Annotated in this window: 12 protein-coding genes; 5 read left to right on the top strand and 7 right to left on the bottom strand. The window is 49.8% G+C overall.

The features are described 5' to 3' along the window. Positions 1-15: 15 nt before the first annotated feature. From AAC022_RS05940 to glnA, 4 genes are all read right to left on the bottom strand, one after another. Entirely contained in the window at positions 16-201 is a 186-nt protein-coding gene (locus AAC022_RS05940) for a hypothetical protein (protein ID WP_339728943.1), read from the bottom strand. Positions 202-345: 144 nt separating this feature from the next. Further along, a complete protein-coding gene (locus AAC022_RS05935; protein WP_339728940.1) occupies positions 346-1,698 on the bottom strand; it encodes a carbon-nitrogen hydrolase family protein in 1,353 nt (450 codons plus the stop codon). A 299-nt stretch (positions 1,699-1,997) separates the two neighbouring features. Then, the gene (locus AAC022_RS05930; protein WP_339728938.1) at positions 1,998-2,462 is read right to left on the bottom strand and encodes a BLUF domain-containing protein; all 465 of its coding nucleotides are present in this window, start codon (positions 2,460-2,462) and stop codon (positions 1,998-2,000) included. 301 nt (positions 2,463-2,763) lie between these two features. Beyond that, positions 2,764-4,176 carry a type I glutamate--ammonia ligase gene (gene glnA, locus AAC022_RS05925; protein WP_339728935.1) on the bottom strand — a complete coding sequence of 471 codons (1,413 nt, stop codon included), beginning with the start codon at positions 4,174-4,176 and terminating at the stop codon, positions 2,764-2,766. Positions 4,177-4,640: 464 nt separating this feature from the next. Between glnA and AAC022_RS05920 the strand changes: the two genes are divergently transcribed. The 5 genes from AAC022_RS05920 (at position 4,641) to AAC022_RS05900 (ending at position 10,310) form a co-directional block, all read left to right on the top strand. Continuing rightward, positions 4,641-5,558 carry a DUF1559 domain-containing protein gene (locus AAC022_RS05920; RefSeq protein ID WP_339728934.1) on the top strand — a complete coding sequence of 306 codons (918 nt, stop codon included), beginning with the start codon at positions 4,641-4,643 and terminating at the stop codon, positions 5,556-5,558. Positions 5,559-5,681: 123 nt separating this feature from the next. Next, on the top strand, positions 5,682-6,152 hold the full coding sequence (locus AAC022_RS05915) for a carboxypeptidase-like regulatory domain-containing protein (RefSeq protein WP_339728932.1): 471 nt from the start codon (positions 5,682-5,684) through the stop codon (positions 6,150-6,152). A gap of 725 nt (positions 6,153-6,877) precedes the next feature. After that, a complete protein-coding gene (locus tag AAC022_RS05910; RefSeq protein ID WP_339728930.1) occupies positions 6,878-7,810 on the top strand; it encodes a DUF1559 domain-containing protein in 933 nt (310 codons plus the stop codon). 94 nt (positions 7,811-7,904) lie between these two features. Further along, positions 7,905-8,324, top strand: a complete 420-nt coding sequence (locus AAC022_RS05905) for a hypothetical protein (RefSeq protein WP_339728927.1) — start codon at positions 7,905-7,907, stop codon at positions 8,322-8,324. A gap of 309 nt (positions 8,325-8,633) precedes the next feature. After that, complete coding sequence (locus tag AAC022_RS05900; protein ID WP_339728925.1) at positions 8,634-10,310, top strand: alkaline phosphatase; 1,677 nt, start codon at positions 8,634-8,636, stop codon at positions 10,308-10,310. Between the two features lie 11 nt (positions 10,311-10,321). Here the strand turns inward: AAC022_RS05900 and AAC022_RS05895 are convergent, their stop codons facing one another. From AAC022_RS05895 to mreC, 3 genes are read right to left on the bottom strand one after another with little or no spacing between them, the layout of a single operon-like run. Next, positions 10,322-12,574: a penicillin-binding transpeptidase domain-containing protein gene (locus AAC022_RS05895; protein WP_339728922.1), complete on the bottom strand. Its 2,253-nt coding sequence runs from the start codon at positions 12,572-12,574 to the stop codon at positions 10,322-10,324. A gap of 45 nt (positions 12,575-12,619) precedes the next feature. Then, positions 12,620-13,159, bottom strand: a complete 540-nt coding sequence (locus AAC022_RS05890; protein WP_339728919.1) for a hypothetical protein — start codon at positions 13,157-13,159, stop codon at positions 12,620-12,622. Positions 13,160-13,174: 15 nt separating this feature from the next. Then, positions 13,175-14,140: a rod shape-determining protein MreC gene (gene mreC, locus AAC022_RS05885; protein ID WP_339728917.1), complete on the bottom strand. Its 966-nt coding sequence runs from the start codon at positions 14,138-14,140 to the stop codon at positions 13,175-13,177. Between the last annotated feature and the right edge of the window lie 3 nt (positions 14,141-14,143).

Genomic DNA, 14,143 nt, shown 5'->3' with positions numbered 1-14,143 from the left:
CTGGGCACGAATCTTTTATCTGGTCCCATCCAGACGGCAATACAGAGTTGAATCCCGCCAGGCGGGCAGACACACGGGTACTGCCCCTACCTTTAAATAACCGGGTAGCCCCGAATTACATTCGGGCCTACCCATTCTTTCGTGCGTTTTCGTGGTAGCAATCATTCCCGTAGCAATGTCAACGAGTAGGATCGCGAACATCAGATCAGACTCCCGTGTGCCACCGATCGGCTTGTCCGACGGTGCTGATTCAATTCCAGAAAAACACGCCCAATCCGTGTTGCAGTAAGGCGGCCCCATGTATCCACTCGCGGGGTCAGCTTGGAATGCGTGCTCGGTGGTCAGTTACGGTTTCGTGTCAACAACGGGGCGATGCCGTTCGATCTGGGATTTAAAATCGCCCAGACTTTGCCAATACAACGGGTGATTCAGGTCCACTTCGGTGATCGCTATGGTCCCCCATTCTTTGGCCTGTGCCAGCGGCTTTCCATCCTGACCGTAAATCGCAGAGATCATCCAGTTGGATGAAGCGTCCGTGTAAGTACTGCTCACAACGTAGACATGATTCTCACAAGCACGCGCGGCACCCAACATTGGATTACAGCCCCAGACAGGCCAGGCAATCACCTCGGCGCCATTTTTGCTTAGTTCGCGAGCCACTTCTGGAAAGAAACCGTCGTAGCAAATCATCATGCCGACTTTTCCGAAACGAGTTTCAAACACCGGATACTCGTGACCCGGTGTGACGCCCCCTTCAATCTCGCCGCGCGGCAGTGTGACTTTGCGATACTTGCCGACAATTTCTCCGTCAGGGCCAAGCAACACCGCCACATTGTAAACCAGATGCGCCGCCCGTTCGTAAAGCCCAACCACAATATACAGATTATGTTTTTTAGCCAGCTGACCAAAGTACTTGGTGGAGGGACCGGGAATCGGCTCGGCAGATTCGGCATAAGAGAGCCCGGTTCCGTAAACCGTAATGGACTCAGGCAACACCACCAGATCCGCTTTCTGCTCTGCAGCCTGCTCAATTAACTTCGCAAACTGCGCCGGCTTATCACTCGGTTTTTTCCCTTCCCGTGGCCGATGATGGATCGTCGCCAGTCGTACAACACGTGGCTTGAGATCGTCTGTCTGTTTGAAGCTGATATTGCTCCACTGAATTTGTGAATGTGGTGGGCCCCAGCGAAAATGCAACTCGACCTGAACCTGCCCCGCTTGCGAAGGAGCTCGGTAGATCCCGGAAACCTTCGTCCAGCCTGAAGTCGTCTCCCGATCGCCTGGAAATTCCGGTTCCGCCCGCGGACGCTCACCAGGTCGATAGGAAGCGAACGATGGCTTATCCCGCAATATGCGTTTCCCGTTTTGATCAAGCCAGATCAAACGGGCCGCCCCGGCACGACGAACAAGATTGATGCCTTCCGTTTTTCGCAGCGCTGTGAATTCATAAGTCTTCCCCCCTTCGACAGGGAATGTCTTCTGGATGTGTCCCATCAAGCCTTCCCGCCCATCTGCCTGGATGAGAAAGGCTCCCTGTTGATTCAGGCCAGCGTCCGCATCCCAGGATATGTTCGGACGCAGTTCTTCACGAGGCGTCATCGCCTGCCATCCATCATGTAACCCTGGATCGCCTGTGTGACCAACTTGATGAGAAAATAGGATCACAACAAAAAATAAAATGCCGGGTGCATTTTTCATGAGGACGTCTCCAGGAACGGGTGCGAGGTTCAGAAGCAGTTTTCAACAAGCGGGGTCAGACCCAGCCTGGAAATATTGTAACATAGCAGGCTTGGCAAGGCATCTGAAAACTCCGTTTTGCTACAGAATCGCAGTTGAGCAAACGAATGATCGCTATGAAACTAAAGGGTTCTGAGTAAAGCGGCTAGACACAAAACAGCACGTCAAATATCAGAGGCACGAAATCACCTTACCGCTTCGAGCAGGATCGTAGCGCAAGCTGAAATCGCTTCGCCATTGCCAATGTTGTTTTCTCCTGATTAGTCCATCTCAATCAAGTCTTCTGGTTGTTCTGTCGACTTCCCTTTGAGCTCAATAAAGATTTTTAAGGCATACTTCGCCAGAGACCGCTTTTGGTTGACCGAGGTCATCTCATGTAGTGATTTCATGCACTTTTTCAGTTTATAGAAATCGAACTCTGTTGAATCATCCAGATCATACAGGCCCATCCTCCAATTTGGAAAAAGGCGTTCCTGAACCGGGTAAGAGATGATGCGGTTGACGCGGCAGTGCCGCTTGTCCTTTTGAATCCGGGAAAAGACGGCTTCCACATCATTGTAACCACCTTCCAGAACCTGAAAAAAATGACCACGATCATAAACCAGGATCCCTGTGATACCCTGATTTAGATTGTTCCGACAGGCAGACTTCAAGATCTGTTTCAATCCCACCTTTGACATCGAACCAAGACTTTTACTGACATAAATCAGTTGATAGAGCTTCATAATGTAGGAACCAGCGAAACGAAAGTAGCACGAGGACGGGAACCATCAAATCCCTAAGCATCTATCATTGCATATCGGTTCATCGAGGAGGGGAATACATTAATATCCATAGAGATTAGATAAAATTGGAGCAAATTATCTTTAAGATAACAGTCCAGATTCACACACTTGAAAGACTGTCATTTCAGAAAGCTCGCCAGGCTCTGATCAATATCCCACTATGCACGTGGCCCCTTAATCAGAATCTCTCCCAATCGCGATCATAATACCATTACGAAAGCTTCTGCCCGCATGCCACTACTTAAATATCGTAGTACATGGCAAATTCATAAGGATGGGGACGCTCGCGAAGGGCGGCCACTTCCTGAGTGGTCTTGTACCAGATCCAGGTATCGATCACGTCTTCAGTAAACACATCGCCTACCAGGAGAAACTTATGGTCGTCTCGCAAGGCCTGCAAGGCTTCCTCTAATGAACCAGGCACTGCGGGCAGTTCGGCCAGTTCATCTGGCTTCAGATCGTAGATATCTTTTTCCAGAGGGTGACCGGGATCGATTTTGTTTTGAATGCCATCCAGCATCGCCATCAACACAGCCGACATTGCCAGATACGGATTTGAAGAAGAGTCGGGGCAACGGAACTCAAACCGTTTATTTTCAGGGTGTGGACTGTGAACCGGAATACGAATCGCCGCCGAACGGTTGCGGTAACTGTAAGTCAGATTGATGGGCGCTTCATAGCCGGCAATCAGACGCTTATAACTGTTGGTTGTCGGGCAGCAAAATGCAAACAACGCAGCCGAATGCTTGAGAATTCCTCCCATCGCATACATGCCCATCTCACTGAGCCCGCCATAGCGGGAACCGGCAAACAATGGCTTCCCTTCTTTCCAGAGAGACATATGCAAATGCAGGCCGGAACCATTATCGTTCCAGAGAGGCTTCGGCATGAATGTCGCCGTTTTACCATGTTTGGCGGCTACGTTTTTAACAATGTACTTGTAACGTAACAGGTTGTCAGCCGTCTTTAACAGTGGCGCATATTTCATGTCAATTTCGCACTGACCAGCGGTCGCCACTTCATGGTGCTGTGCTTCAACATCGACGCCGCAATCCATCAACGCCAGCATCATCTCCGTCCGCACTTCCTGTAACGTATCTGCCGGCGGAACAGGGAAATAACCTTCCTTATAGCGAATTTTATATCCCGCATTTGAACCACTGCCCGGCTTGCCCCGGTTCCATTGCCCTTCGATACTGTCTACATGATAGTAGCATTCATGCTCGTTCTGATCGAATCGGACATCATCAAAAATAAAGAACTCGGCTTCCGGTCCAAAATTGGCGATATCCGCGATTTTTGTGGACCGCATATAGCTTTCTGCTTTTCGGGCAACATTGCGCGGATCTTTGGCATAGTCTTCCCGGGTAATCGGATCCTGAATGTTACAGGTCATCACCAGCGTATGGGACATAAAGGGGTCGACAAATGCTGTCTCGGGCTGGGGAACGACCAGCATGTCACTTTCATTAATCGCCTTCCAGCCGCGCATCGAAGAGCCATCGAAACCGAAACCATCTTCGAAACTCTTCTCTGCCAATATCTTAGCAGGAATCGTGAAATGTTTTTGTGTACCGGGAAAATCCATGAACCGCAGGTCAATGGCTTGGATTTCACGTTCACGACAGAGGGCGAGCACTTCCCGAGGGGTCATCTTAAGTTCCTGAATTGAGGATGGTATTCATTACAGATTCTATCTGAAATCAGAATCTCTTAATAATGCAAACCATATACCATTCCATAAATTTGCTCAATAAACAGGCAATAACATTCAAATGTCCATTTAAACCAGTTTACTGACACTGAAATGGGACAAACAACTTCCCGATAATCGTTAAACAAAATAACGCATCAAAGAAGGTGTTTATGTTTGCTATTTACGAGTATTCTGTTATAGATTGTTAGTTAGAAGCAGTTCATAAGTCATCTCTAATGCTAGTATAACTAAGCAATACTCCTACATTCTCTCTACTCCAGTGAAGTTCAAGTTTCCTGAAAGGTGTTCTATTTATAGAGTCAGGCAATATATTATATATAATTTTTCTAAGGAGAAGGTCCATGAAATCATTCTAGCGCTCGGTACGAAAAAGTGGTTTTACTCTCATTGAGCTACTCGTGGTGATTGCGATCATCGCAATCTTGATTGCTCTACTTCTGCCCGCCGTTCAACAGGCACGTGAAGCAGCTAGACGATCAAGCTGCAAAAACAACCTCAAGCAAATCGGCCTTGCCCACCACAACTACCACGATAACTACAAATGCTTTCCTCTTGGTGCAAGAAGAGACCAGACAGGCGGCTGGGGAGTTTCCTGGTGGGTTGGCATTCTGCCTTATATGGATCAAGCGCCGCTCTACAATAAATTGAATATGGAAGTGACCCACTCCGGATATGCTGGGAATGGCGCGGTTGCTAACCGTGTCACGATTCCCTTAATGGTCTGTCCTTCCAGTCCCATGGCAAAATTCACGCACGACACCGGTGGCGGTTGGACGCTCCGCCCACACTATGTCGGAATTTCAGGAGCTACCAACGGCAACGGGTTCACCAATGCATCCATTCACAACGAATACGCTTATACTGGATGTTGTACTTCAGTCGTTGCTGGCGGCATCAAAGCACGCGGCGGGGTTTTGCTTCAGAATAAATGTATCTCCATTAAAGACATTAGTGATGGAACCACAAACATTATCGTGGTTAGTGAGTGCTCCGATTATTTCCGCGATACTGCTGATAATCCGGTGCAAGTCAACAGTAACCATGGCTTTATGATGGGAACGGCCGACGGTGGTGAAACCGGACAAAACCGGACCTTCAACCTGACGACAATTCGTTATCCCCCCAATACTGTCGATAACACCTTGCCGGGAGTCGGAAATAACGATGGCCCCAACAACGGCATTTACTCTCCACACGTCGGAGGCGTGCATGCATTGCTGGGTGATGGTTCCGTCCGATTTATCAGTGAAAATATCGATATGCAGACGTTACGACGTTTAGCAACGCGTGACGATGGAAAGCCACTCGGCGAATTCTGATCTTCATCTTGCAGGCGGGCAGTCTATGTCCGCCTGCATTTTTTTTCAGGTCAATGACCTCACCGCTTTGAGTTCTCATTCATACCTCCTTGGATTATATACAGATAGAAAATAAGGGAAGAAATGCACAATTTATTCATGATGAATCAACCAAAACAGGTTTTCATGAGTGGGCTGGTATTGGCGACGCTGTGTCTTGTTGGCTGTGGTGGTGGAAGCACGCTACCAGAGGGTGACACCGGAACGGTAACAGGCAAAGTCACATTTAATGGAAAGCCTGTCTCTGAAGGCGCATCGATTGTCTTCCTACACAAAGACAAGGGAATCACAGCATCAAGTGCCATTGCCGCAGATGGATCATATGCACTCCGCATGAGACGTGAGGATGCCATATTAGTCGGCGACTATCAGATTGGCGTGACACCGCCGACTGTTGAATTGACACCAGCTGAAGCGGAAGCGGTCAACACCGGTAAAGAGCTTCCCGAAAAAGAATGGCCCGAAATTCCTAAGAAATACCGGAATCCAGAAACAAGCGGTGTGACATTTACTGTCAAAGCAGGCGAAAATACATTCGACCTGGACATGAAATAAATACCCCGATCCCGACCATGAATCACCAGGATGGGTTTCGTTAGCAGTGAAACACGATCCCTGCCAACACGTACAAGCCACTCGCTGAATTGAAGTAAGAAGGCGTGTCTAGATCATCGCGATCCCATTCCTGGTATATCTCCAAAGCAACTCACAGCTTTCTCTCGCAACGCCTTCTGTGAGTGAATGACTTGCACGGCTTTTCCATCACTCGTGTTGCCCCCAAAGCCACCGATCAGCGAGACAGACATCGTGCGCTATCTTGCCAACATCACCCTCTGAGTCCAGGAGCAGGCACAAGCCCCGGAGTGACTCACTTTTCCATCGTGATGCGTCTGCCCTGGTTCAATGATTGCCCCGGCCCTGAAAGCTTCGGGAGGTTTCCGACTGATCACACTCGGAACAGGGTCTTCTGGTATTGATCTCTAGAATCGGTTGACAAATGATAAAAGTTAACCTTTCACAGACCAAACGTACAATCTTTTAAAACCGCACATTAATCAACTGAATACATTGGCAGAATAATTCAAATCACTGTAGACTTGAATAAAGCATCAACAAATTCACATAGCTAAATGCATTGATGCGGGGGCTTTGTGCTTCTAAACGAAACTCAATTCTATCTATTCTGATTACTTTTTTGATAGCAGATTACTTGCCATTTCGATGACGAACTTTCGTCGCCTTTTATCCTTTATCTATTCTTAATGACCAAGGAGAGAAACGTGCCAACGAATCAATTGCCGAGACGCGCTTTTACGTTAATTGAACTACTGGTGGTCATCGCCATCATCGCGATTTTAATCGCCCTGCTACTCCCCGCAGTCCAACAGGCCCGTGAAGCAGCCCGCAGAAGTACCTGTAAAAACAACCTGAAACAAATCGGGCTGGGACTACACAATTACCATGAAACTCACAGCATGTTTCCGATGAGTTACAAGCACACACTTGATGGTGGTTATGATGCCACACAACGGGGCATGAGCTGGATTTCCTATATGCTCCCCTTTATCGATCAGGCCAATGTCTATAATAAAATCAATCATGGGCTACCTTTGTCAGATCCGAATAATGACGAAGTCTCAAAAACGATTCTCACAGTCATGCTGTGTCCGACTGACCCGGGCGTGGAGAGTGGCATTTTAGGAGGTCGTGCCAATGTCGGTGGTGAGAGAGCTATTACCAGCTATAAGGCGGTTTCAGGAAATAACTGGGCATGGGGATCATTTATTCATTCCGATCCAACAGGACGCAACGCCAATGTTGCCAGTGGTACACATGGACTCGACTGGGGTAACGGTTTTATGTGTCGAAACGGAGGCAGCAAAGTCAACACGACCAAGGTGCGCGATGTCTCTGATGGACTCAGCTCGACATTATTTGTGGGGGAAGCCCTTCCCCGAGAATGTAGTCACTCCTGGTGGTGGTGGTTCAATGGTAGTACAGCAACCTGTGCTGTCCCTTTGAATCATTATGCTAACAACACTTATACTTCAGGAGACTGGCCCTACAATTATTCCTTTGCCAGTCGGCATGTCGGGGGTGCTCATTTCTTAATGGGTGATGGCGCCGTTCGGTTTGTCAGTGAAAACATCGACACCGGAACGTATCGTGCCCTGGCGTCCATTCAAGGCGCAGAAACCATTGGCGAATTCTAAGCCAATCAGGAACGTTCTGTTGAATCTGATTTAAAATTCAATGCAGCCTGTTTAATGAAAGTTGGGCAGGCTGTGTTTTTATCAAGAGGTCGATATGCGAAAATTTGCTGGCTTACTGTTCTCTCTAATTCTTGTTTTCACGACAGGTTGTAGCGGTGCCCCCAATGACACACCGAAAACCGTTGAAGTTAAGGGGGTCGTGACGATTGCAGGCAATCCAATCTCGGACGCAACCATCGTGTTTTTACCCAAATCAGGCCCCTCTGCGGTTGGTAGAACAGACCAATCGGGCGCTTATACACTCAAAACGGGAAAGGCCCCCGGCGCCACTCCAGGCCAACATACGGTCACGATTACACCAGGCGGCGAAATTCCCATGCCGGGTACAGCAGGAGCCAAGACCGACAAAGCGAAACCGGCGATCCCTCCTGCTTATGGAGACCCCAAAAAATCAGGGCTCACTGCTGATGTCAAAGCCACAGGAGAGAATGTGATCGACTTCAAACTGAATTAAGTCCGATGTTTTTCTCAGCTTCTGCGAATCACAATCCTGTCCAGCGCATGTCGTTGGGCAGGATTTTTTATCCCCCCAGCTAAAGCACAACCGCACTATTTTTTCTCTCTGGCTTGTTCCTCTCTGGCTTGCCCCTCTTTCGAGTCTGTTTCCACTGAAAACATCAAGGTACCTTACCAAACTTCAAAACTTAACGCAGGGTTCACATCTGGACTATTTACAAACCCCGCATGCCTCTGGCTATAATAGAGTCTGACCTGCCTGTTTTCCTCCCGTTACTTACTGGTTAATAAATACTCCGAGGATCAAATGAACCGCGCTGTTTCTTCCAGCCTGTTAGTGCTGATATTACTGGCAATCGTTACGACTGTTTCTGCAGAAAAACCGGGCGCGGATCACATCCGAAAAATCCAGACGACTGCGATACAAAACAAAAAAAGCCCCGTGGCACATTGGGGCTTCGATCCCGAAAACTACACCCAGTGGTCCAACCATTCATTACGTCTGATTCCCGTTTACACCTTTGGTACCAAAGGGAATCCCCAAGGACTCGATCTGAATTCCTATACCGGTAAGAACAGCCCCTATCGCAACAAAAAAGCACTGGAAACCATTTACGGTTTCCTGCCAGAGAATAGTGTGAATCCGGAGGCAGAATATCTGGACCAGACCAATTTGTATAACATGCAGCAAGCGGCACTGAAAGCAGGCAAGAAGAACATCATTCTGTTTGTCTTCGATGGCATGGACTGGCAGACGACCAAAGCAGCCGCCCTGTCTTATACCGGTAAAGATAATTATCAAAGCGGACGCGGCACCGGATTCCATTTCCAGGATTACCCGGCCGCTGGTACATCCCAGTTTGGTTACATGGTAACCGCCCCGCATAATGCGGGATCGAACGTCGACGTCAACCAGCAAAGAGTGACCAACCCGGGTGGCAAAATGCGCGGCGGTTATAACGCCACTAAAGGCGGCCCGAACCCCTGGACTCCCGGCAACGATAAAAAATACCTGATTGGAAGCGCGAAAAACAATTACGGCGAACACGCATATCCCGATTCTGCCAACACCGCCACATCAATGACAGCGGGAATTAAATCCTATAACAATGCCATCAATGTTGATCCTACAGGAGCACCTGTAACGACCATCGCGCATCAAGCACAACAAAAAGGCTACGCGGTCGGTGTTGTCACCAGCGTTCCCATTACGCACGCCACACCTGCCGCCGCCTATGCCCATAACGTCAGCCGCAATGACTATCAGGACCTGGCACGCGATCTGGTCGGCCAAACTTCCATTTCCCATCCGGGGGAACCACTTCCCGGCATGGACGTCGTCCTGGGCGGTGGTTTTGGTACGATTGAAAAACCGACGGGTTCCAAATCACATGGAAATAATTTCACGCCCGGCTGGAAATACATTACTGAAGACACACTGAAGCAAGCAGACGTCAAAAATGGTGGCAAATATACGGTCGCCGTTCGGACTCCCAAGCGCAAAGGCAGTGAGGAACTCAAACAGGCAACTGAAAATGCAGTTAAGAATAAAACACGACTGCTGGGCGTATATGGTGTCGGAAAATATTCTGCCCATCTCCCATATCAGACCGCCAACGGTGACTACCAACCCGCACCAGGATTAAAAAACAGCGCCGAAGTCTATTCCGAAGCAGATAAGTTGGAAAACCCCACGCTGGCAGAAATGACCGACTCGGCACTGCAGGTTCTCAGTCAAAACAAACAAGGCTTCTGGCTGCTGGTCGAAGCCGGCGATGTCGACTGGGCCAACCACGATAACAATCTTGATAACTCCATCGGTGCCGTCAAAAGTGGAGACGCCGCGTTCAAGGTGATTACCGACTGGGTTGAGAAAAACAGCAACTGGGACGAAACGGTCGTCATCCTCACCGCCGACCACGGCCACTATCTGCACATCGATCAACCTCAGGCCTTGATCGCTCCCCAACAGAAAAAGAAATAGACCTGAGAGAATCAGTTCGCTTGCAGCTTACCGGCTGTCGGCGTCAGCAAACCGGTATCCAACATTAACTGAACCAGCTTCTGCGCTACCGGTCCCGCCACGCGGCTGCCGGAGCCGCCGTGTTCAATCACAACCGCAAACGCATACTTCGGTCGCTCTGCAGGCACGAAACCCGCAAACCAGGCGTGGTCATTTTTCCCGCCACCGGTTTCAGCCGTTCCCGTTTTGCCGGCAATCGTAATTTCCTTCATCCGCACGGTTTTATAACCCGTTCCCCGGGGGTGTGCAACGACATTGATCAACCCCTCACGCACCCGCTCCAATGTGCCGGGATGGATGCCACTCACATAGCGACGCGGAAAGGAAATCATCTGCCGCGTGGTTGTGGACGATTCTGAAGAAGGCACGATACTGTGCCCCAAGTGTGGAACAATCAGTTCTCCATCATTGGCAACCACCGCCATCAAGCGGGCAATCTGCAGCGGAGTCACTGTCAAGCGTGACTGACCAATGGCAATGCCCAGTGTATCGCCAGGATACCAGGGAGAACTCCCTTTTTTCTTTTTGGTTGAAGGATCAGGCAGGTGCCCCCCTCGTTCGCCGGGAATGTCGATGCCCGTTGGTTTGCCAAAGCCCAATTGGCTGGCCCAATGGCAGATCATTTCCGGCCCCATCGTGCGCGCTGCCTGAAAGAAATACACGTTGCAAGACTGGCATAACGCCTGCGACAAATTAATATCGTTGTGCCCAACACCATAATGCCGAAAAATATAATCGCGGTGTCGATCGGGGCGATCCAGATAGCCGCGACAAGCATAATATTCATCTGGATCGATCTTGCCGCTCTCTAACAACGCAATCGAAGTCAGCGTCTTGAACGTTGAACCAGGAGGCAGCATCATCTGAGTCGCCCGCGGAAACAGAGGACGTTTCGGATTATTCAACACTGCCTGCCACTCTTCATGCGAGGGACTCAACAACAAATTCAGGTCGTAACGCGGTGCGGAGGCGGTTGCGACGATCGCACCAGTTCGAACATCCAACACCACCACACAGCCGCCGGATGAAATATCGAGCGAATTCTCCGGTTTCTCATCCGCACTCTGTTCTAAATCCGTCAAAGACTGATCCAGCAGATCCTGCGTCTGCCCTTGCAATTGAGTATTCAAAGTCAAAACGACATCATCGCCCGACTTGGGCTCGCGGATTACTTCCGTGCGAATGATCTCTCCCTGCCGATTTTTGACCACCCGCTTCAACCCACGCAGCCCGCGCAAATAACGGTCGTATGTTCGCTCGACCCCCATCTTGCCGATTCGATCTCCCTCTTGATAATCCAGGGGATCTCCTTCCGGGAATCGCTGTTTGCGAGTGGCCAGATTTTTTTCATCGATGCGGTGACGAATCCCAATTTCATGCGGGGCGATTGTCTTCTGTGGATATTCACGCAAGGTCGCGATTTGGATGTTGATGCCCGGGAACCGCTCCGGATGAGCTGAAATCGCCAATGCAATTTCCCGCGGGATTTCTGATGTAATCGTGTGATAATCGAGTTCCTCGCGAACCACAATTCGATCTCGTTTCGGACGGCGGGGTGGCCGGGTCAGTGTCTCTTTTAGAAGCGCCCAGAACGCAGTCAGGCGATCCGGTTCGTCGGCTGCTTTCGATTCAGCAGCCACATCCACAGACGGAGATTGAGCCTGTTTTTGTAACGCTCTCTGATTCACGCTTTCAATGATCGTCTCTACCCGTTTTTGAATCCCGCGTCGTGACTCTATTAATTCCTCTGGGGTCAAATGCATCACCAGCGCCAACTCATCCCACAGTTGCTGACGGCGGGCCAATACCTTTTCTTTGGCGGCTTCGACCTTGTCCTGTTTACGACGATCCACCGGCTCTAAAAGCATCAATGCCTGCTGCTTTAACCAGCGTTGATTCGGCGGTTCTTCGAGCCAGCGATAATGAGCCTGCAGATCAAAGCGTTCTACATCCAACGCCAACACGCGGCCATCAATTGACACAATCCGCCCGTCACGACTGGGAATCGTTTCAAACGATTCCGTCGTCCGGCCAAACTGAGAATAAAAATGCTCCGCATTCATTAATTGAATGAATAGCAGACGCCCGCTCACTGCCAAGAGCGGCGCAATCAGCAACAATCCCAACAAAAACACCCGCACGCCGGGCAGACGATCCACCTGAAACGACTGCCCCGCAGCATCGCTGTCTGAACTCAGATGATCATTGCCAGGCCGGTTTCGCATACGGATAAAAAATCATTCTTGATAAGATCGTGATCGGAAATTCAATCAGTGGGAATAGCGGCTTTCATACCCGGTTCCCTGATGCAGATGCGGCTCAAAATCAATGGGAACCAGCCGCTGGATAATTTTGACTGAGACCAGAAAAGCAAGTCCCGCAACCGCGGTATAGAGCGCATTCCCGGCTGCCTGCTGCGTCAATAAAAACAGATCGGGGAACGCCTTCACTTCCAGTCGATTCAGAACCTGAAACAGACTGTCAAAGACAAACGTCAGTGACGCCATCAGCACAAATCGACTGAACAGCGAACGGATCTGAAAATGCAACTGGATGCGGTACGCCAGCCAGACCAGACACGTCAGCAATAAAATACCCGTACCCGGAATCGCCGCATCGAAGGTCTCATAAATGAGCCCCGTCATGATCACCCAGAAAAAGACCCGCGCATCTCGGTACCAGAACAAAGCAAAGCACAATACCAGCAGCATCAGGTTAGGACGACTCCCTTCAACGGCACCACTGGGCACAAGGCTGATCTGAATGATCAGCATAAGATAGCCAAAGATCAATAAACTGAAAAATTTCACACTCTGGTTCCTTCCTCAGTTCGCTAACATTCGTCGCGGGTTTATAATCTGCCGGAGTACACTCACCTGTTTTACATCAGAAAGCGTGACCGCCGGCTCAACGAGAACCTTCCAGTAAGGGGCTCCTCGGGGAAGTTCCGCTTCAATCACGCGACCGTAATACATTGGCTGCCCCAACGTCGATTGCATACTCAGCGGAAGTTCACGATCGACTTCTCCCGTATAAACTTCCTGTCCCACCTGAATCGATTCGGTCGGAGGAATCTGCAACAACTGACATTTCCCTTCCCCCATTCCGACGAGAATCCCATCGGTGCCCCATTGCAAACCCTGATCGGTCTTGCGGGCAATCCGCGCTGATCCACGATACTTCACCGATGTGATCGGAATCAGACTGCTCGTCCAACGTCCGACCTTGCTGATTTTTCCAATGACTGCCTTCCCCGCATAGAGTGAATAACCGGCTTTGATCCCCTGCTCGGCTCCCTGATCAATCAACGGCTGATCTGACTGTAACACGAAGGCAGACTCAAGGACCCCCTGCGCATTTCCCTGATTCAGTAATTGCCCTTCTCTTAGCAAGGCGATTGATGACTCACCCAGAACGTTTGCTGCGATTAAATCAGGCACCAGCAAACGCTCGCTAGCCTGCGTTTGATAATCGGGAACCCCTGTTTGTTTCAACCGCTGCACTTCTTCGGACAACTGCAATGCGTGCAACTCAAGCCGCCGGTTTTCCTGCTCTGCGTCTGATAATTTTGATTCGAGTTGTTGAACGAATGACGTTTCCGGTGTTTCTTTATCAGCAGGAAACTCCCAGTCTTTGATCTGCTGAACCAGAACCAGTCCCGGCCTGGCAGCATCACGAACCAGATTGTAGACGCGGCTCGAATAGGCAGACGGCACCGCATACAGACCGATGCCTGTCAGCATCGCCAGCAATACCAGCTTCATCTCCGATGAGCGCGTCTCGCGTTTCATTTA

This window comes from uncultured Gimesia sp. (assembly GCF_963976445.1).
Taxonomy (GTDB): Bacteria; Planctomycetota; Planctomycetia; order Planctomycetales; family Planctomycetaceae; genus Gimesia.
Note: the sequence above shows the minus strand (reverse complement) of the source record. Positions and strands in the feature narration are given on the sequence as shown.

Bases quoted from the DNA above. Each gene is read 5' to 3' on its own strand.
- AAC022_RS05940 (WP_339728943.1), bottom strand. From the start codon at position 201: ATGTTCGCGATCCTACTCGTTGACATTGCTACGGGAATGATTGCTACC.
- AAC022_RS05935 (WP_339728940.1), bottom strand. From the start codon at position 1,698: ATGAAAAATGCACCCGGCATTTTATTTTTTGTTGTGATCCTATTTTCT.
- AAC022_RS05930 (WP_339728938.1), bottom strand. From the start codon at position 2,462: ATGAAGCTCTATCAACTGATTTATGTCAGTAAAAGTCTTGGTTCGATG.
- glnA (WP_339728935.1), bottom strand. From the start codon at position 4,176: ATGACCCCTCGGGAAGTGCTCGCCCTCTGTCGTGAACGTGAAATCCAA.
- AAC022_RS05915 (WP_339728932.1), top strand. From the start codon at position 5,682: ATGCACAATTTATTCATGATGAATCAACCAAAACAGGTTTTCATGAGT.
- AAC022_RS05905 (WP_339728927.1), top strand. From the start codon at position 7,905: ATGCGAAAATTTGCTGGCTTACTGTTCTCTCTAATTCTTGTTTTCACG.
- AAC022_RS05900 (WP_339728925.1), top strand. From the start codon at position 8,634: ATGAACCGCGCTGTTTCTTCCAGCCTGTTAGTGCTGATATTACTGGCA.
- AAC022_RS05895 (WP_339728922.1), bottom strand. From the start codon at position 12,574: ATGCGAAACCGGCCTGGCAATGATCATCTGAGTTCAGACAGCGATGCT.
- mreC (WP_339728917.1), bottom strand. From the start codon at position 14,140: ATGAAACGCGAGACGCGCTCATCGGAGATGAAGCTGGTATTGCTGGCG.